The sequence below is a fragment of the Heyndrickxia acidicola genome (assembly GCF_001636425.1).
In the GTDB taxonomy this organism is placed as follows: Bacteria; Bacillota; Bacilli; order Bacillales; family Bacillaceae_C; genus Bacillus_AE; species Bacillus_AE acidicola.
This window is the reverse complement of the sequence record NZ_KV440953.1, coordinates 646,431-663,705: the sequence shown is the minus strand read 5'-3', so window position 1 is coordinate 663,705 and position 17,275 is coordinate 646,431. Positions and strand designations below refer to the sequence as shown.

General features: G+C 36.5%; 22 protein-coding genes and 1 pseudogene. 7 read left to right on the top strand and 16 right to left on the bottom strand.

Translation table 11 applies throughout. From position 1 onward, the window contains the following. Nucleotides 1–103: 103 nt before the first annotated feature. The 4 genes from A5N88_RS03130 to A5N88_RS03115 form a co-directional block, all read right to left on the bottom strand. Nucleotides 104–970: a 5'-3' exonuclease gene (locus A5N88_RS03130; RefSeq protein ID WP_066270189.1), complete on the bottom strand. Its 867-nt coding sequence runs from the start codon at nucleotides 968–970 to the stop codon at nucleotides 104–106. A gap of 138 nt (nucleotides 971–1,108) precedes the next feature. Beyond that, a complete protein-coding gene (locus tag A5N88_RS03125; RefSeq protein ID WP_066262938.1) occupies nucleotides 1,109–1,942 on the bottom strand; it encodes a sulfurtransferase in 834 nt (277 codons plus the stop codon). 2 nt (nucleotides 1,943–1,944) lie between these two features. Then, a complete protein-coding gene (locus A5N88_RS03120; protein WP_066262936.1) occupies nucleotides 1,945–2,127 on the bottom strand; it encodes a hypothetical protein in 183 nt (60 codons plus the stop codon). Between the two features lie 2 nt (nucleotides 2,128–2,129). Continuing rightward, nucleotides 2,130–5,744 (bottom strand): dynamin family protein, encoded by a 3,615-nt coding sequence (locus tag A5N88_RS03115; RefSeq protein ID WP_066270187.1) that lies wholly within the window; start codon nucleotides 5,742–5,744, stop codon nucleotides 2,130–2,132. 908 nt (nucleotides 5,745–6,652) lie between these two features. Here A5N88_RS03115 and A5N88_RS03110 point away from each other — a divergent pair. Then, a complete protein-coding gene (locus A5N88_RS03110; RefSeq protein WP_066262931.1) occupies nucleotides 6,653–7,105 on the top strand; it encodes a chemotaxis protein CheX in 453 nt (150 codons plus the stop codon). Nucleotides 7,106–7,444: 339 nt separating this feature from the next. Here A5N88_RS03110 and A5N88_RS03105 read toward each other — a convergent pair whose 3' ends face one another. Together A5N88_RS03105 and A5N88_RS25400 are read right to left on the bottom strand one after the other, a co-directional pair. Next, nucleotides 7,445–8,215 carry an SDR family NAD(P)-dependent oxidoreductase gene (locus tag A5N88_RS03105; protein WP_066262929.1) on the bottom strand — a complete coding sequence of 257 codons (771 nt, stop codon included), beginning with the start codon at nucleotides 8,213–8,215 and terminating at the stop codon, nucleotides 7,445–7,447. A gap of 263 nt (nucleotides 8,216–8,478) precedes the next feature. Continuing rightward, nucleotides 8,479–8,622, bottom strand: coding sequence for a hypothetical protein (locus tag A5N88_RS25400; protein WP_198160165.1), 144 nt, complete (start codon nucleotides 8,620–8,622; stop codon nucleotides 8,479–8,481). A gap of 195 nt (nucleotides 8,623–8,817) precedes the next feature. Between A5N88_RS25400 and A5N88_RS03100 the strand changes: the two genes are divergently transcribed. Further along, nucleotides 8,818–9,216 (top strand): VOC family protein, encoded by a 399-nt coding sequence (locus A5N88_RS03100; protein ID WP_066262927.1) that lies wholly within the window; start codon nucleotides 8,818–8,820, stop codon nucleotides 9,214–9,216. A gap of 267 nt (nucleotides 9,217–9,483) precedes the next feature. Next, nucleotides 9,484–9,705, top strand: coding sequence for a spore germination protein (locus A5N88_RS03095; RefSeq protein ID WP_066262925.1), 222 nt, complete (start codon nucleotides 9,484–9,486; stop codon nucleotides 9,703–9,705). A 354-nt stretch (nucleotides 9,706–10,059) separates the two neighbouring features. Here A5N88_RS03095 and A5N88_RS03090 read toward each other — a convergent pair. From A5N88_RS03090 to A5N88_RS03080, 3 genes and pseudogenes are all read right to left on the bottom strand, one after another. Beyond that, nucleotides 10,060–10,500 (bottom strand): annotated as a pseudogene (locus A5N88_RS03090) (solute carrier family 23 protein); the annotation flags it as partial. A 194-nt stretch (nucleotides 10,501–10,694) separates the two neighbouring features. Continuing rightward, a complete protein-coding gene (locus A5N88_RS03085) occupies nucleotides 10,695–10,970 on the bottom strand; it encodes a group-specific protein (protein WP_066262921.1) in 276 nt (91 codons plus the stop codon). A gap of 176 nt (nucleotides 10,971–11,146) precedes the next feature. After that, on the bottom strand, nucleotides 11,147–11,434 hold the full coding sequence (locus tag A5N88_RS03080) for a hypothetical protein (protein ID WP_066262919.1): 288 nt from the start codon (nucleotides 11,432–11,434) through the stop codon (nucleotides 11,147–11,149). 198 nt (nucleotides 11,435–11,632) lie between these two features. On the opposite strand from A5N88_RS03080, the gene A5N88_RS03075 reads away from it, so the two are divergent. After that, nucleotides 11,633–11,785, top strand: coding sequence for a YjcZ family sporulation protein (locus tag A5N88_RS03075; RefSeq protein WP_066262917.1), 153 nt, complete (start codon nucleotides 11,633–11,635; stop codon nucleotides 11,783–11,785). Nucleotides 11,786–11,943: 158 nt separating this feature from the next. Here A5N88_RS03075 and A5N88_RS03070 read toward each other — a convergent pair whose 3' ends face one another. The 3 genes from A5N88_RS03070 to A5N88_RS03060 are packed head-to-tail and all read right to left on the bottom strand — an operon-like array spanning nucleotide 11,944 to nucleotide 14,325. Further along, entirely contained in the window at nucleotides 11,944–12,429 is a 486-nt protein-coding gene (locus A5N88_RS03070) for a hypothetical protein (RefSeq protein ID WP_066262912.1), read from the bottom strand. Nucleotides 12,430–12,440: 11 nt separating this feature from the next. After that, a complete protein-coding gene (locus A5N88_RS03065) occupies nucleotides 12,441–13,046 on the bottom strand; it encodes a replication-relaxation family protein (protein WP_157090586.1) in 606 nt (201 codons plus the stop codon). Then, entirely contained in the window at nucleotides 12,976–14,325 is a 1,350-nt protein-coding gene (locus A5N88_RS03060) for an FtsK/SpoIIIE domain-containing protein (RefSeq protein WP_066262910.1), read from the bottom strand. The genes A5N88_RS03065 and A5N88_RS03060 overlap by 71 nt, the downstream gene beginning before the upstream one ends. 273 nt (nucleotides 14,326–14,598) lie before the next feature. Between A5N88_RS03060 and A5N88_RS03055 the strand changes: the two genes are divergently transcribed. The 3 genes from A5N88_RS03055 to A5N88_RS03045 all read left to right on the top strand — a co-directional run bounded on the left by A5N88_RS03055 (nucleotide 14,599) and on the right by A5N88_RS03045 (nucleotide 15,394). Beyond that, nucleotides 14,599–14,808, top strand: coding sequence for a helix-turn-helix transcriptional regulator (locus A5N88_RS03055; protein WP_066262908.1), 210 nt, complete (start codon nucleotides 14,599–14,601; stop codon nucleotides 14,806–14,808). Between the two features lie 68 nt (nucleotides 14,809–14,876). After that, nucleotides 14,877–15,137: a hypothetical protein gene (locus A5N88_RS03050; protein ID WP_066262906.1), complete on the top strand. Its 261-nt coding sequence runs from the start codon at nucleotides 14,877–14,879 to the stop codon at nucleotides 15,135–15,137. Nucleotides 15,138–15,151: 14 nt separating this feature from the next. Beyond that, the gene (locus A5N88_RS03045; RefSeq protein WP_066262903.1) at nucleotides 15,152–15,394 is read left to right on the top strand and encodes a hypothetical protein; all 243 of its coding nucleotides are present in this window, start codon (nucleotides 15,152–15,154) and stop codon (nucleotides 15,392–15,394) included. 99 nt (nucleotides 15,395–15,493) lie between these two features. On the opposite strand, the gene A5N88_RS03040 is transcribed toward A5N88_RS03045, so the two are convergent. From A5N88_RS03040 to A5N88_RS03025, 4 genes are read right to left on the bottom strand one after another with little or no spacing between them, the layout of a single operon-like run. Further along, nucleotides 15,494–16,267, bottom strand: a complete 774-nt coding sequence (locus tag A5N88_RS03040) for a DUF5776 domain-containing protein (protein WP_066262899.1) — start codon at nucleotides 16,265–16,267, stop codon at nucleotides 15,494–15,496. A 17-nt stretch (nucleotides 16,268–16,284) separates the two neighbouring features. Next, entirely contained in the window at nucleotides 16,285–16,647 is a 363-nt protein-coding gene (locus tag A5N88_RS03035) for an EMC3/TMCO1 family protein (RefSeq protein ID WP_066262896.1), read from the bottom strand. Between the two features lie 19 nt (nucleotides 16,648–16,666). Further along, entirely contained in the window at nucleotides 16,667–16,915 is a 249-nt protein-coding gene (locus A5N88_RS03030; RefSeq protein WP_066262894.1) for a hypothetical protein, read from the bottom strand. A gap of 55 nt (nucleotides 16,916–16,970) precedes the next feature. Beyond that, nucleotides 16,971–17,267 (bottom strand): type 2 periplasmic-binding domain-containing protein, encoded by a 297-nt coding sequence (locus tag A5N88_RS03025; RefSeq protein WP_066262891.1) that lies wholly within the window; start codon nucleotides 17,265–17,267, stop codon nucleotides 16,971–16,973. Between the last annotated feature and the right edge of the window lie 8 nt (nucleotides 17,268–17,275).

Sequence of the window (17,275 nt, the reverse complement as noted above, 5' to 3'; positions counted from 1 at the left end):
TTTCTATGTCTCCTCTCTGCAATAAGTCAACATCTTGTTTTCTTTATCTCAGTCGAAGACTCCGCAATCCGTACGCCGATGAGCAATGCGCTTGCGCTTTTCTTTATGCCCGTCCCATGGTAAGAAAATAATTGGATTGAATCATGTGCCTGCGTATACTCCTTAATTCCATATCATGAAGATAATCATCAAATGTATCTGGTACATTCGACCAAACAGCATGTTCAAGTGAATACACAAGCGGAACCTCACAATTGATTTCTGCCAATTTCCTTGACAAATGAAGCATGTCCATATCATCTTCTATTTTCTTACGCTGGGAAGGGGATAAACCAGTAAGATTCAAAAGCAAGCCATCTATATGCTCATATTGTTGAATGAGCTTTAAAGCGGTCTTTTCTCCAATTCCTTTTACACCTGGATATCCGTCGCTTGTATCCCCCATCAGTGCTTTTACATCTATAAATTGCTTAGGTGTTACGCCAAGCTCTTCTATAAAGAGATCATGAGTATAAGACTTGTAGTTGCCAAACCCCTTTTGAAGAATTCGCACTTCAATTTGTTCATCCAATAGCTGCAATAAATCCCTGTCACCTGTAACAATAATAACATTTATGTCGCGATGTACCGCTTTGGCAATCGTTCCGATACAATCATCTGCCTCAAAACCAGCGATACCAATATTTTGAATTTCACATGCATCGACGACTTCTTTTACAAAGTCAAATTGTGGAATCAGCTCGATTGGAGGGGCTTCCCTATTCGACTTATACCCTTCAAACAATTCATTTCTGAAGGTTTTGCTGCCCATATCCCAGCACACCATTACATGTGTAGGCTCTGTATCTTCGATTGCCAGAAAAAGGTGCTTCATAAAGCCCTGGACCGCATTTGTCGGCATTCCTTTTGTATTCACCATGAATTGGCCGGTAACAGCAGTCGCATAAAAGGCACGAAACAATAAAGCCATTCCATCTATCAATAATAAACGCTGATTTGCAGATTGCACACAATCACCCCAAAAGATTTTGCCTAATCCAATAGAAAGAAGGATTAGGTCATTTATATCATCTATTATACCATGATAGATGGGTTTATGTTCGTTATTCTATGATTCACTGCTTTCAACAGGGTTTTCATGGTAGGAAATCCAATCAGAGTAACTGCCGGGATACAGCTTTACATGATCATATCCTAATTCAGTAAGGGTTAAAACATTGGGAGTTGCTGTAACCCCTGACCCGCAGTATACAATAATGGTATCCGAAGGCTTTAAATCCCTAAACCGTTCTTTTTGTTCCTCAATACTTTTCCAGTATCCATTTCTCAGGTTCTCAGTCCATACTTTATTAATAGCCCCGGGTATATGTCCGGGTTTTTTATCAATCGGTTCTGTTAGGCCCATAAACCTGGCAGATTCACGTGAATCCACAAGCACTGCTTCCCCTGCTACCACTGCTTTTTTTACTTCTTCATAAGTAGCTGCTAAATCAGGCTGAAGGTTTAACGTATAGGATTCCGTTTTAAATTCAGGAAGGTCTTTTGTTACAGCAAAATTTTTATTTTGCCATTCTTTAAAACCACCGTCCAATACATAAACCTTATCATGTCCCAGATATCTTAGGATCCACCAAAGCCTGGCCGCAAATGAACCTTCTCCTGAGTCATACGCAATGACGGTGGATTTATTATTAATTCCCGCTCGTTCAAGTTTTTCCTTTATTATCTCCGTATCCGGCAGCGGGTGCCGGCCTCCATGCTCCGTTACTTTTCCCGAGAGATCTCTTTCCAGGTCAAAATGAATGGCACCTGGAATATGTACTTCATTATAAAGTTTTTGTCCGAGCAATGAATCACTTAATGCAAAACGGCAATCAGCAATACGAATGTTATCGTTATATAACTGATTATTCAGCCATTCCGCCTGCTTCACAAACTTCATGTTCATCTCCCCTTTTCTTTTTCCATTAATTTCTTTACTTTCTCCTTGGGCTCCCAGCAGTTAAATTTATATTCCGGCCGTGTTTCATATCCAAGGCGGGTGCACTTATACAGCATTCCTGCATCGGTTTTTTCTGTAAAGAAATGAATACAGGAAGCGCAGGCTTGAAAACGATTTTCGTTCATTTTCATCCTCCTTGATTTAAAGAATTTCCCAATTGAGCTTTGATTTCTGTCCAGGCATTAAGATCTATGGTTTGGGTCAGCGCACTTAGCCAGCCTTGGAATTGGTCATAAATGTCCGCTTCCATTTCTCCTAGCATTCTAGAAAACTCCTGATGAATAAATGTTTCAAAGTGATTTGAAAGCACGAATGTCTGTTCTTCAAGATACTTATCTGACATCGGCTTCAGCAATGATTCCAATTCATTCTGCATCAATTGCTTTTCATTTTTTTCGAAAAAGGCCCGTGCGTTTTTAAAGTACTTAAACGTACTTTCAAGATTTCCCCTTGGTTGATTTTCAAATGCCTTTGGAAAGTCCGGCGTTGCCAGTGCTGCTGTTTTAAATTCAGATAACGTAATATCCTCGTTCAGTTTAGAGAATTCTCCGCTCAATTGATTGAAAGACTCCTGAAAAAGCTTATTCACATGATTTTCAAGTCTGACAGTCGTCGCTCTCAGCTCCTGGGAAAAATCAAAGCCGAGGCTGTCAAGAAGCTCCTCCAATGCTTGTTTCAAGCTGCTTTTATCATTTTTTTGCAATGTTGCAGGATTAAATGCCTCTTTAAAAAAGTCAGAGAATCGATAAAACACACGCTGCTTCACATAGAATAAAAGCTCCTTTAATTCCTGTTGAAAACCTGCAGCTAACCATTCAGGTTCTGCCTTATGAAGTATTTTTTGCATTTCCATTTGCTGTGATTCCAGCAAGGAAGCCTTTCTTTCCTTTTCCTCCCGGCTTTCTTTTCCCGATTCAATAATGGCCGTTACCATCTGTAATGCCCTTTGCAGCTCCACCTCAGCTGACTTTACTGCCATTTGAGTTAAGTCCTGTTCAAGAAAATCATGAAATGCCTCTTTAAAGTCCTTCATTCCAGGAGCCCTATCAGGATGCTCGAGTGCCAGTAAGCTTGAAACGCCAAAAAGTCTCGGAAAGCGAATGCCGTACTGCGATAATTGTGCACGAACGTAGGATAGAACATCGTTCAATTCTTCCTCTGATTCCGCCAAATCCACTGCATTTACAAGAAAAAACATTTTATCCAGTTCAAAGGCATCCTTTACCCTGCCAAGCTGTATTAAAAATTCACGGTCAGCCTTTGAAAAAGCATGATTATAATAGGTTACAAAAAGAATGGCGTCCGAGTTTTTAATATATTCAAATGCTACGCCGGTATGCCTGGCATTAATGGAATCTGCACCAGGAGTGTCAACAAGCGTAATGCCCTGTCTTGCCAGCAATGAATCAAAATAGAGGTCAATCGATTCTACAAAACAAGACTTGGACTCATTTGCAACAAATTCCTGAAACCCCTGAATATCCGTTTCTACATTGGTTCCCATCACAGATTCAAAAACAGAAAATCCTTTCGCAAATGCATTTAAGAAGGATAAATGGACTTTTGACCTCCCGTCTCCCTCCTCGCTTCCAGCCAGTTCTTGAATAAGTGGAAGAGAAGATGCAAGATCTCCGCATTCCTTGCCAAATACTTTTAATGAATGCTTTACATCGGCCATCATCTGTTCTCTGGATTTCAAATGAACTACCGCTGTCCTATGTTTATGAACACTGTTGGGAGGACAGATTCGATTAATTGCAGCAGTTGTAGGATTAGGTGAGACTGGCAGGACTTTTTCTCCCATAAGCGCATTAGCAAAGGAAGACTTTCCTGCGCTAAACGCCCCGAACAAGGCGATAGTAAAGTCTCTGCTTTCTAATCGTGCAGCCTTTTCCAAGAGGTTTGCAGCAAAACGCTGAAAACCATGCTTATCCTTTAATAATTGTACTGCTGATTGAAGATTAGCAGCCATTTTGTCTGGCGGAATTAAATTAAAAACCTGATCTCTTTTTTCACCAGGTGCAAGAGGGCTCTCATTCTTGTCTTCAGACAATTGGGCCGACATCGATTCTGAATAAATCACGCGATTTTCTTCTTGATCCTGCCATTTATCTATGTACTTTTGCATTAGATTATGAGAGTCCATTAAAGGATCATGCAGATTCTCTTCTTTCTTTTCCCTGATTAAACGAATATGGTCCAATTCGCGTAAAGCTTTAGACCCCTCACTAACCAATTTAAGTTCACGTTCAAGCTCCTGCTTTTCCTTACTGTCCCTTGCTTTTATTTGATTAGCTGCCGCCTGCTTTATTTCTTCGCAAGCTTTTTTAGCTGAGAATTTCAATTGATTTGCTATTTCATCGCAATAATGTAAAATGTATTCCCCAGTTACCATGGCATTCTGCTTTACAGTTGATGTAACCATCTCACGATTAAAAGGCACTGAAAGCGTTTGTGCCTCTTTAAGAAGCTGGCTGTTTGTATTATTTGCGGTACGCAGTGCTTTTTGCGCAAATTCTCGTAAATGCCAGTCCAGCTGTGACTCCACCAGTGTTTTTACATTATGATAAAAAGCATCCAGACGTTCTTTTCTCTCCAGCTCTGTTTTCTTTTTGCCAAACAACAGCCCCACTTTAAATTCAGGCTGTACAGATTGTAGAAAGGCCTCTGCCAGTTCCCTAGTCTGATAAGGCATAAGATAAGCACTTTCGACCAATTTATCCAGCTCATCCGTAAATTGTTTTGTCCATTTCTCTTCCCGTATATCAATTTTATCTAATTGCAGCTTTATCTGTTCTTCTTTTTCTGTAATCTCGGCTATTTCTTCCTCATTATAACCAGATAGCACTTCTTCGAATGGAATGGAGTCCATTTCAAGCTGTTCATCCAACCATTTTAGATGTTCCTTTAATAATAGATTGCCAGCAGCCCGTGCAGACTCAATTATTCGCTCTTCCTTCTCCATTAAAGCAGTCAGCATAAGCTTCTTTACGGCATCAAATTGATTGCTGTGATGAACCGGGTTCTTCAGGCTTGTATAGTAAATCCCTTTTGGATAAACATTCCAGGATGCGAAGGATTCAGAAACAGAAGATTCGAAATCCTCAAAGGATAGCTCCTCTTCTTTGTGTTTATCTATTTGGTTAATGATTAAATACAGTTCCACACCGTGCTGAAGTAGGTCCTTTGTATACATGAAATTCAATTCAGACTGGACGTGGTTGTAATCCATTACATAAAAGACGATATCCGCTAAATGGATAGCAGATTCTGTTGCAATCCGGTGAGCGTCATCTGTAGAATCTACCCCAGGTGTATCCATAACGGTAACGCCTTCAGGCAAATCCGTTTGACTTTTGCCAATTTCAATTTCCTTTACATTTCCATTTTTACAAAAGTCTTTTACCGTTTTAAAATCATAGGGAGCCTTAAACAAAAGCTGCTCCTTATCATAACGGATCACCGCATAATTATTATTAGATTTTGTGACCTTTACAAGATTTGCACTTGTTGGAATAGGACTGGATGGAAGTACATTTTCTCCCAAAAGCTTGTTAATCATTGTTGACTTGCCGGCTGAAAAGTGTCCGCAAAAAGCCACAATAAACTCTCCATGATGCAGTTTTTTTAATAGACTTTCAGCTTTTTCTGCCCGTTCTGTATCTCCATTTTCTTTAAAGTGCTGTACTAATTGTAAAACATAACTGATTGTTTCTTTTTGAGTTGTTGATTCCTTAATCATGTCAGCCATGGTGAACTAGCTCCCTAATTTTTATCATTTTTACTCATTGTAACGGATTTTTTCATTTTTTCATACTCTTTATGATCGATGTATAAGAGCGCTATCATAAATTCTTTTTAAAACGTTCCCGTCATCCTGCCTGTTAATTTCCAAGCACAGGCACTCGCTTTTTCGCGTGCCGCTGGGTGCCTCCTTGTCGCTGTACTCCTGCGGGATTCTCCTATTGCCTGATTTTACCGCAGAAGTCTCGTACCTTATGCTCCAATCAGCTTTGGATTCAAATTAACCTTAGGTTTAACTAGTACATTGGTATTGTTCTGTCCATCCTGGGATTTGTCTGCTTCAACATCAATTTCTAAGAAGGAGTATCGTCTCTTACAATCAACATGAGGTTAAAAAACTATAAAAACCCTTTTAAATTTACTATTAACACTTTTGTTTAAAAAGTGGCTCATATACTATTCAAATGCTTACATATCCTTCTCAATGACGTTTCTACTATTTTAGGTGGTTTCGCATAAATTGCTGCTTTTCGTAGAATGGACAAACCCGTCTTTGTTCGTCTTTTTGCTTACGGAGAAAAGAAAAAAGCTCCAAAAATATTTTGGAGCAAGTAACGTTTTGAAGGTGTTGCTGTGCTTCTTTATTATAACGAGTTTAATCAAAAGTTTGGATATCAATTATTACCATTTTGTTTATCCCTTACATTAAAGGAGGCATCCGCACCAGATTCTGCAGGCAATTAATCTTTCAAACCCTTTTCTAAACAAAGAATAACATTGAATCATATTCATACATCGGCCTTTTCTATCGGAATTCAGATAAGATTCATATATTTCTTAATAAAAGGATGACAGAAGGAATCTTTATGCTAATATAAATTTATATACTTCCAGGAGGAACGAACCATGACTTTTAACTCTTCCATCAATACACTTTTGGATAGTACCATGGAAGCCATTACATCTGTCATACCACTTAAAACCGTTATAAAAACTCCCGTTCTAAAAAATCCATCCAGTTCTTATCAATGCTTCGGAGTTCAAATTACCATAACTGGCGACTTTACAGGAAAAATGCTCATTGAATCTGACAAAGATGTATTCTCGAAATTAGGAATGTCTATGTTTGGAATGCCTCTTCCTGATGAAATGCTTGCATCCTTTGCAGGTGAAATAGGGAATATGATAGCAGGAAACCTTTCAACCAATTGTTCAAGAAAAGCTTTTATAATTGATATATCTACCCCTACAGTTTTTGAGAACGCACCTGTCTATTCTGCCTTTGCTCATGTCGTATCCCTTCCCGTAGAGCTGCACGAAACTGGAAGGCTATCCATCATACTGGCAGCCGAACAGTAATAAGAAAGCCCAAAGCCTTTCTTTACTGTAACATGAGCTAAAAAACAAGCAGTTACCAGCAATAAAATTTAACACATTAAATAAAGTATTTTAAATGATGTAATTTCTGTCTAGCTCCAGCGATCGGCTAGAGAATTACTATGTGTCATCCCAACAATAATTATACAAAAGGAACCAAAAGCAATCTTGTTTGCTTTTGGTTCCTTTCTTTACTGTAACCTTTCAGCTTTGCTGAAAAGGGGTGTGAAACAGACGTTTCACTAAAAAACAATTGTGTCCGTTAACACAGCCTATTTAATAAAAAATTTTATACTTTCCGAATTAATTTGCTTAAAAGCTTTAAAATCCATGAATGGTCATCCCGCCATCCACGAATAAGGTCTGGCCGGTGATATATTTGGAAGCATCTGACGCAAAAAATACTGCAGGTCCTACTAATTCTTCCAATTCTCCAATTCTTTTTAAAGGGGTAACCGCTAGAATATCATTTACATACTCTTCATCCTCTAATAATGCTTTTGTTAAAGGAGTCCTAAAATACCATGGTCCGATTGCATTAATATTCACATTATACTGCCCCCATTCCAGGGCAAGCACTTTTGTCATTTGAATCAGTGCAGCCTTTGTTGCCGCGTATACAACACCGGTTCTTAAGGCAACATGTCCTCCTACTGATGTAATGTTGATGATCCTGCCGCCACTCTGTTCTTTGAAATACATTCCTGCTTCCTGTGATGCCATAAAAGCTGATTTTAAATTGGTATCCATTATGGTTTGCCATTCTTCATCTGTTGCTTCCAAAGCTCTTGACCGGATATTCATCCCAGCATTATTCACAAGAATATCAATCTTGCCTGCCTCTTCTGCAACAAGAGCTATGGCATTTTTCACTTCATCTCTTTTGGTTACATCACAAGGAATTATGTATGCTTTTCTCCCAAAGCGTTCCACTTCAGCGGCTGTTTTTTTCAGATCCACTTCCGTTCTAGAAAGCAATGCCACGTCTGCGCCGGCTTCAGCAAATCCAATGGCAATTGCCTGTCCAATTCCTCTTCCTGCACCTGTTACTATGGCGATCTTTCCGTCTAAACTAAATGAAGGTAAATACACCATTACTCCTCCTTCGTCTAAATATTCATTATTATTTTATCACATTGGATTAATATAGTAAGAAAAGAGAAAGCGCCTTACTCATCGGCGTACAGATTTTAGAGTCTTCGCCTGAGGTAAAGGAAACACAGCGAGGCACGAGCTGATGCTGACTTATCTTAGTGAGGGGACGCAGAAATCCGCTAGCCGATAGGCGCTGGAGTTGAGCAGAGACAACATTAATTAATAAAAAAAATTTATAGTTCCCTTTATAAAAAAGCGGATCAATCCTCCTCGGAAGTTGTTCCATTGTTTACTTGATATTGAACCTGAATAAGAATCTTCCGTTCAACGTGATGGCCGCAATGCTCACATTTTCCAGCTTTATCCGTTAAAGTTCTGCAGTGTTCGCAATAAAATTTTTCCATATTTTTTCACTCTTTTCGTATATGCTTTCTAATAGTCTATGAATGATATTCTAATTTGTGCTAGTTATTTCATGGAAATATTTCATTATTCACTTTTAGTAGTTATAAAACACAGATTATGCTTAATAGCATTATGCCTGCTTTATGGTAAAATTAGTATACTTCAAATAGTTTTCAATTAAGGAGTTGTTAAAAATGATAGAAATAGAGTCATTGCATCATGTAAGCTTGACGGTAAGAAATCTTGAGAAAGCAAAACAATTTTATAGCAGCATTCTCTGTTTAAAAGAAATTAAGCGGCCCAATTTTGACATTTCTGGGGCTTGGTACGAGGTTACCCCTAATCAGCAGCTTCACCTTATTGTCTATCCTAACGCAGAAACATTTCGTGAAGACAAAAGCCTTAACAGTGATGAAGGCCACTTTGCGCTGCGGGTAAAAGATTATCATAAGACCCTAGAGTGGCTTAAAATGCATGGAATTGAAACATTGGAAAAGCCTAACAGTATCAGTGGGTTCGCTCAAATATACTGTGCTGATCCCGATGGCAATTTAATAGAACTCAACGTAGATCAAAAGGATTTAAAAGCATAATTCATGCATACCTTTAAGGGCAATTTTCAGCCTTCAGATCCTCAACAGGCTTAAAAACACCTCAGCTATGCACCTAAAAAAAGATACCATAAGCTTCTATTTTTTTTATTAAGGAAACAATTGTTTTTTATAAATCTCTTTTTGTCAAAATTGTTGCTATTTAACATTAATGAATAGCAACAATCTATTTTAACAGGCTTTTTTGCCCTTCACATTTCATTATTATAAACATACATTAGCGTATGACTGATTGGGAGGCTGATAAGGATGCCGTCATTTATTAAATCCGTACAAATATTGCAGGCAAGCGGAACTGCGGGGGTTCATTTTGGTAATTCATCTTTCCTTTCACCTAAAGAGGTGTTTAAATTCTCTTACGGTGCCGGAGGAATAAACGTTGGTGCATTTGTGACTGCAAATACAATTAAAAGTGAAAATCCATTAATAGATACTGCGGATTTGCAGCAGCCTATTATTAAAAATCGTTAGCATCTAGCTGACTTTTCTAAAGCAAAAAGGGCAGGATAGATGCAATAAAAAGCCTGCATTATTTCTCACTGAAACAAAGCAGGCTCCATTTATTTTATTTATTTTGGCTTTGTTAAAGGACTCATTTGTTTTTCAACATAGAATTTTAACATAGCCTTTATTTTATCCTTGGGTGTTTTCGCATAGATTGTTACTTTACGTACAAAGGATTATTTCGTGAGTTGGCTGTCTTCGTGGCATCTTTTCGTAAGCTTTTCGCAAGTTTTAATACTAAACATATATTTACAATGATATCTTAGTGTCCAATAGCAACAAAGTTTACGTAAGCAGCCTAATCCATTGTTGTTTTAAACACTAAGATGCCTTGCTGGTTAATGAGCTGGCTTTTTCTTTTTGTTTAGCTGCAGCATTAAATACCAGATTTAATAGGATTGCTGTTAAGCTTCCTATTACGATTCCGTTGCTCGTCAAGATTTGAACGCTTTGAGGAAGGTGGGCAAAAAGATTTGGCACGACCGTCACACCAAGTCCCATCCCTACTGAACAAGCTATAATCAGTAAATTTTCATTTGAAGTAAAATCGACCCTGCTTAGCATCTTGATCCCGGATGCAATAACCATTCCAAACATGGCAATCATGGCTCCGCCCAGAACGGCTGAAGGAATGATGGTAGTCATAGCACCTATTTTCGGGATCAGGCCTAATATGAGCAAAAAGCCGCCAACCAAATAAATAATTTGGTTTTTCTTAATGCCGGATAATTGAACAAGCCCGACATTTTGAGAAAAAGCCGAAGAAATTCAATTATCTAAGAAGCTTGGTATTATCACGTTTTGATACAATTAATACTCCCACATATTAATTAGTCATCAACATTTTATGAACTTACTTTGAATTATAAGGGCTATTTCTAAAATTTACAACATATAATGTATATTTAAACTTTATTAACCTTTAAAAACGTACTCTGTATCGTATTTTTTCTATATCATCTTCTCTTCTGTTCCTCAATCCACATCAATAAAAACTCTCTTGTCTTCTTAGCTGGAAACATCCATTTACGTCCCAACTTATATTTAGGAAAACGCTCATCATAAAAAAATTCATTCTGAATAGTGCTCCAACTTAACATTGTTTGTCGTTGCAGTTCCTTTGTATCCCAAAAGGTGCGTTCTTTATCGATTTTCTCAATATGCTCGTCTAGTTTTTCAAGATATAATCTTCTTATTTCTTTTTCATCAACTTTCAATTCAATATCAAGCATAACTAACCTCCCGTTCACATTTAACTCTAAGCACTAATTATATCTATATATCTTTATTTGTCAAATAATTCAGATTAATTATATTAAATAAGTTAGTATAAGCTTTTTTCAATATAATTTGTTTAATAAATAGAAAAAGATACAGGGAATACCCTATACCTTACGTTTATATAACCTTATCCTTGTGAATTAACATTGTATTTCTTATCAATTTTATCTGCAATAATACTTAAAAATTCCGAGACAGTCATTTTCTCCACTTCCTGTGTATACCATGAAAGTTTTGCTTCCTTAAACTCTCCGTCATAATATACTTTTAATGGCTTGTAGCTTTTCATTGGAGAAGTTTGTGTATAATCAAACAATATTATTAGATATTTCCCTTCAGGACTTTCAAGTTTTACTTTGTACCTTGGATAGGTATATTCTGGTAAGTACTTTACACCCTTTATTTTAGATAACAATTTAAATCCCTCCAATATCTATATAAGTATATTATCGGAATGATTTGAATATGATTCAGCTATACCTTTTATACTGTTTTCCCTACCTGCTCCACCATCTTAATAAACATGGGAGATAGCTGGATTAATACGGAGCCCATACCATTTCAGTCAATTCAGCATAATGTACACTATCCCAACCAAAAGGTGGTGAAATGTATGTTTGGTGGAGGCTTCGGCGGCTATGGTGGCTGTGGCTGTGGCGGCGGTTATGGCTACGGCGGCGGCTACGGTGGTGGTGGCCAATGGTTCGCTTTAATCATCGTTCTTTTCATTCTGTTGATTATTATTGGTGCAACAATTTGCTTTTAACTGACCGTTAGTAAACGTATTTCTGTTGATTATCCGCCATTAATCAATAGACCGCCTAAAAATCCGTACGTGTCACCTTTTACCTTTTTGAACGTATACCTAGAGCGCTATAATAAGCGCTTTTTTTATTTCTCCACTTCTTGCATTTACCACACGGATTATACTGCTTTCCCTACTTGTTCCAGTACCTTGATAAACAACGGACTCAACTGAATCAATACATAACCTAATCCTGCATTCTGAATTGCCTGCCATGCCTTCTCTGGTTTACCTAATAAGAAGTAAAAACAACCACCAATCATTACAACTGATGCAACTGGAAGGGATATTGCAACAAGGATATCAATAAGAGGATCTAAAGCGTGTGCTAACGTTCTGATTGTATTTTCACCTAAGTATTCATTGACACCAACTGGAACAGCTACAGCTCCATTTACAGTTACTGAGTTTGTTGTAGCAGCGACTGTTTTTACTCCAGCCATTACTAATCCAACTGCACCAACTCCACCAGTAAGCAGAAGGGGAATTGTGACTGAACTTGCAATGCTAACTGTATTTTTAATGATTTTATTTCTACGTGCTTTCTTTTTGGCCTTATAATCTCCACTCATAAAATCATGAAATTTAATTGTATGCGCCGTCATTGTAATTCCCCCTATTTAATGTCATTGATTGTATACACACTAACTTTTATAGGAAAGTCCTTACATAGTTCTCTTAGTTGTTGTCTTCTTAATTCTGTAGTTGTAATCCAAATTAAGCCTGGATTATGACTAAATAAATTCTTTAATGAATCACTTCTGTAAAGCCCTAAATACTGCTTTACCTTTTCACGGTTAATTTTCATCTTCTGTGTAGAATCAACTTCAAGAAAATATTTACGGTTAAGCTTTGTAAATAAGGAATCACAAATAACTGAATGTTCCTCATCTTTTACTTTAATTTCATTTTCCCAATGTACAGGACACTTCATGTAAATGTAAAAGTCATTCCTCATTAATACATGGTTAACAAATTGATTCTTCCTTCTTACTTTTTCTGAACCAACATAATCACGACCAAGAGCATTGAGATAATAAACTGTGGAATATTCTTCTCTGTAGGATGATAGGAAGATGGATAAGTCTTTGAGGATTCTGTTAGTATTTCTTACTTTGCCTAAATTGTGAATTGTGGCTATTTGATCCCTACTAAGAAAGTCGAGTTCTTTCAAGGACAGCAATATTTTTTCTTCTCTCTCCGTCAGTCTTATTGTTTGCAATCTTATTAACCCCTTTCTTTACAATGTGAGGTTTGATTGTATCTTGAATTGTCTTATCATCAATTTTTGGAACTTGAATAATAACTCTTTTTTCAGCCATTTGATAAATAGCCCTACCTCTAATTGGTGGAAGGTCTTCTGCTCCTGTTTCATCTAAAACAACTTTTGAAGCTGTTCCAGATTGAACACGGAAACATAATTTTGCATCGCTATTTTGTTTACATTGCCGTGGGACAATATCACCAGTTGGATATTGAGTAGCAAGTATAAGCCTAAAACCTAACCCTGAACCTAACCTTGCAATTTGACTCATTAACTTTTTACATTCAAGTTTAAGAGTCTTTTCACTCATTTTAATTATGTTTCCAGCAGTATCTTTCTCATCTTTTTTATCAACAGCTTCCTCAGGATTTAACTCTCCCACTTCATCAATAATAATAAAATGCCTTTCCTGAATATTAGTATCCTGTATTTTCTTTTTACCAAGCTTTCTTATCCTAGTTTGCATTTTTTTCATTTCATCATAAGCATTTGATAACACTTTATAAGCTTCTTCTGGCTCATAGGCAATGTTTACACACTGTTTTATATTTGCATAATCACAAAGTTCAATCCCACCTTTTAAATCAATTAGATGCAATTTAACGCTGTTTCGCTTCTGTTGAATTAAAGATGTAATTATGACGTTGATAAGATTAGACTTACCATATCTTGCAGTGCCACCTTCTACAAAGTTAGGAAACTCTTCAAAATCGTGATATATTATTTTATTTTTCTCCCTTGTCATTCCAAAGGCTACTTTCCATCCAGTACCTTTAATAAATGGAATTTCTGTTGGTAATGGCTCATTGTATACACGAATATTCAACATACCATCCCAAGACAATTCAATTTCCTTATTATCAGTCATTTCTTTGACGTATAGATCCTTAATATTTTCAATTATGTTCTTATCAAACTTCAAATCCTTTAACTGCTTAAGATTGAATTTATACCCTTTAGTGTTTAATCCTGCTTTAAGCACGTTTATCTTTGCTTCATAGTCCTCAAAACTTCTTCCTCTTGGTATTCGATATTTGTACTCTGTTCCCCAATCATGATTTATCTTCCTTATCAATTGTGATGTGTAGGTTTGGTTTCCGTCTTTTACATTCAATCCAGAAACAGAAAATAATTTTTGAATTTTTTGTGAGTCATTTCCTCCTATCCCCTCTTTCTTCAAATGAGCTTTCAAAGCCAAGCCCCCAAAAATAGCACTAGTCAATGCTTCAAAAATCATAATGCAAATTCTCCTCCCTTCAACGCCACCTCATTAGAACTTATAGAATAAGTTATCTCTGTAAATTAGCATTTGAAAACAGCTTAAACATCTATTGATAGGAAAGGATCTGGCATATTCCCGAACAAGCTACTAGGTTAGCAAGTGATTTGGTATTTGATATAGCATACTAACAGGTATGATTGTCTTATAACATTTTTATGTGATATTTCCAAATTAAATTGTGAAAGGGAATAATTATGTTTATCTAGAATATTAATATCAGGTGATGATATGAGAAAATTGAAGAGTAATATTGGATGGCTTGTCCATAAATCAGATTACAATAGGGAGTATTTAAGAAAGAGGTATAATAAGACTGCCAATACAATATCTAATTGGTGTACAGGTAAATCTTATCCTTCTCCTCCTGAGTTATGGGATTTAGCTGAATTATTAGAAGTCAAAGTAGATGATTTATATGAGTGGTCAGAAAACACTTGATAACGTAATGTATTCAGCCTAATGTAGTATTCACCAAATTATCCAGGTAAATCAAAGGAGAGGATTAATTGGGAACGCTATTATTAATTGTCTTAATTGGAATTGGGATAGCATTTGCAGTGTATTCCATAGGAATTGCAATTGTCTTATTGCCATTCTTCTTAATGTTTATGGGATGGTTTTCTGGTGAATGGTGGATTTTTTGGGTAGGTTTAATAACATTACCTTTTTGGTTCTGGTTAATGAAGAAACTTGGTGACGCTAAAGAAGAAAGAGAAGCTAAAGCTGCAGCACGTAAAGCACAAAAAATGAATAAATACATGAAATAAATAAGGTTATTTTAATGGTTAAATGTCTGTACTGTGCTCGTAAAGAAGGAACATACCCTGTTAAAAAGTGGAATAAAGATGAGATTCTTTATTTCTGTGAAGACCATTATAAAGAAGCAGCTAAGTATGAGCATGATAATAAAATGCAGTTTTATAATCATTACTCGAATGAGGTTGCCAGAAAGACACTTCCTGAAGAATCCTTGCAGAAGTGGAATAAAATACATGAAGAAATAAAAAATAGCCCCTCTCATTAGAGAAGGGCTTTACATCTTGTAAAAAATGAGTAATAAAGTAAAGAACAGAGTTACCATTATATTACCATGTAAATTTTTCCTAGTAAACTCTCTTTATTTCTAATTTGTATATTTTACGTATTGTGGATTTGCAGTTATGTAATTGCCTGATTTTAATTTATACATTTTGCTGCCATTTACTGTCACTGTATCAACAACTGTAAAGGCTTCTCCTTTTGTTACAGTACCTGCTTTTGCGTTCCAATCTGGCTTATTATAATAATAAAGCGAAGAAGCTAATACTGTAACCAAACCAGATGCTGATGAGTTAGAATTACTTGAAGGTGCTTTCTGTGGAACTGTAGCTATGCTAACATCCATAGCATTATATTGTGCCTTAACATCAGAGACTAATTGGCTAACTGAAACACCATGACTTTGTAGATATTCAACTGGATCAGTATGTGTTGTATCTTGTGGCCATGTGGCGTGTACATCTGCATGAGTCCAAAATGATGCTTTTTCTGATACTCCTAATTTCCTATCATGAAGAATTTTAGCAAGAATCCATACATAACGGCTGTATGATTCTTTGAATTTGTCAGGATCATTCGTTTCACATAATTCCACATGAACAAAGCGCTGATTTGCATTATAACCTGCGCCATACGCTCCGTAATTCGTGTCTGCAAATTGTATTATACATGTCCAATCTACAGCAAATTGAACAAAAGCATTGTTATATGTTCTCGCTTCAAAATCATGGATATTTTGTGCTGTAGCATTTAAATCATCTGTAGAATGAGCTACTACCCCTTCATAAGCTCCTACACCATTTCTATATGGATTTTTAGGCAATCCTGGAATAAAACTTTGTGTAATTGGATAACTCATTTATAATACCTCCTTTATTATGCTTGTGGATTTTCCACTTTAGCTTCTTTTTCAGCTTGTATTTGTGCTACTGCTTCTTTGATTTTGTCAATTTCCGCTTGTTCTGCTGCTAGTTGTTTAGATACATAGTCATCAGCAATAGCTTTTGCTTCTTGTTTACTACGATCAGTCAAGTATGTATTGATAAGAGTCGCCAAACATCCTACAAAGAAGACACCGAAAGCACCGATAATTGAAACTACAGCATTTATTGAATTTGCAGTGAGCCATTCGAAATGAATATTCAATAAACTTAAAGCACCCAATACTGAAGTTAAAAAGCCACCAACTTTTAGACTAGTTTGTTTCCACCAATTTGTATCTGATAAATATTTCATCATTTTTAACACTCCCGTCAATTTATCTTAATTTAAGTATTGTTAATCCGATTGTTACTAAAATTGTTATAATGCTCATAATTAAAGCTCCATTAGCACGCTTATTGTCCTTTGCGTCACTCATGTCTTTTTCAATTGATTTAAACCTAAGTTCTGCCTCATTTCTCGGTAAAAATGTACCAGTCAAGTTGTCTAATTTTGATTCAATTCGAGTAAGCGTATCTAACTTGCTTTCTAATACTGCAATACGCTCTGTATCCTTTGGTTCCACGTGCTCACCTCCTTCAGAAATTAAAAAGACTCGGAAATAGAGTCCGAGTCCAAATTTAAATCTTTTCACCAATTTTTATATAAACAATATCGCTGATAAATAGGCTTCCTGATGCTTCATAAACTGTTCCTTGCAACTCATATACTCCTTCTTCTGAAAGATCATCGGAAGTTAACGTTACCTGGCAAATTCCGTTCACATCATCTGTTATTTGAGCTTGTTTTTCAAACCTTCTTTTGCTAGTTTTAAATACTACTGTAACCGTAGATCCAGTAAGAAGTACAATTTCTCCATCACAGGTAATTGGATGTTCGAGTATAACTCCGTTACTACCAGCTTTAATTTCAGACATAGAATATC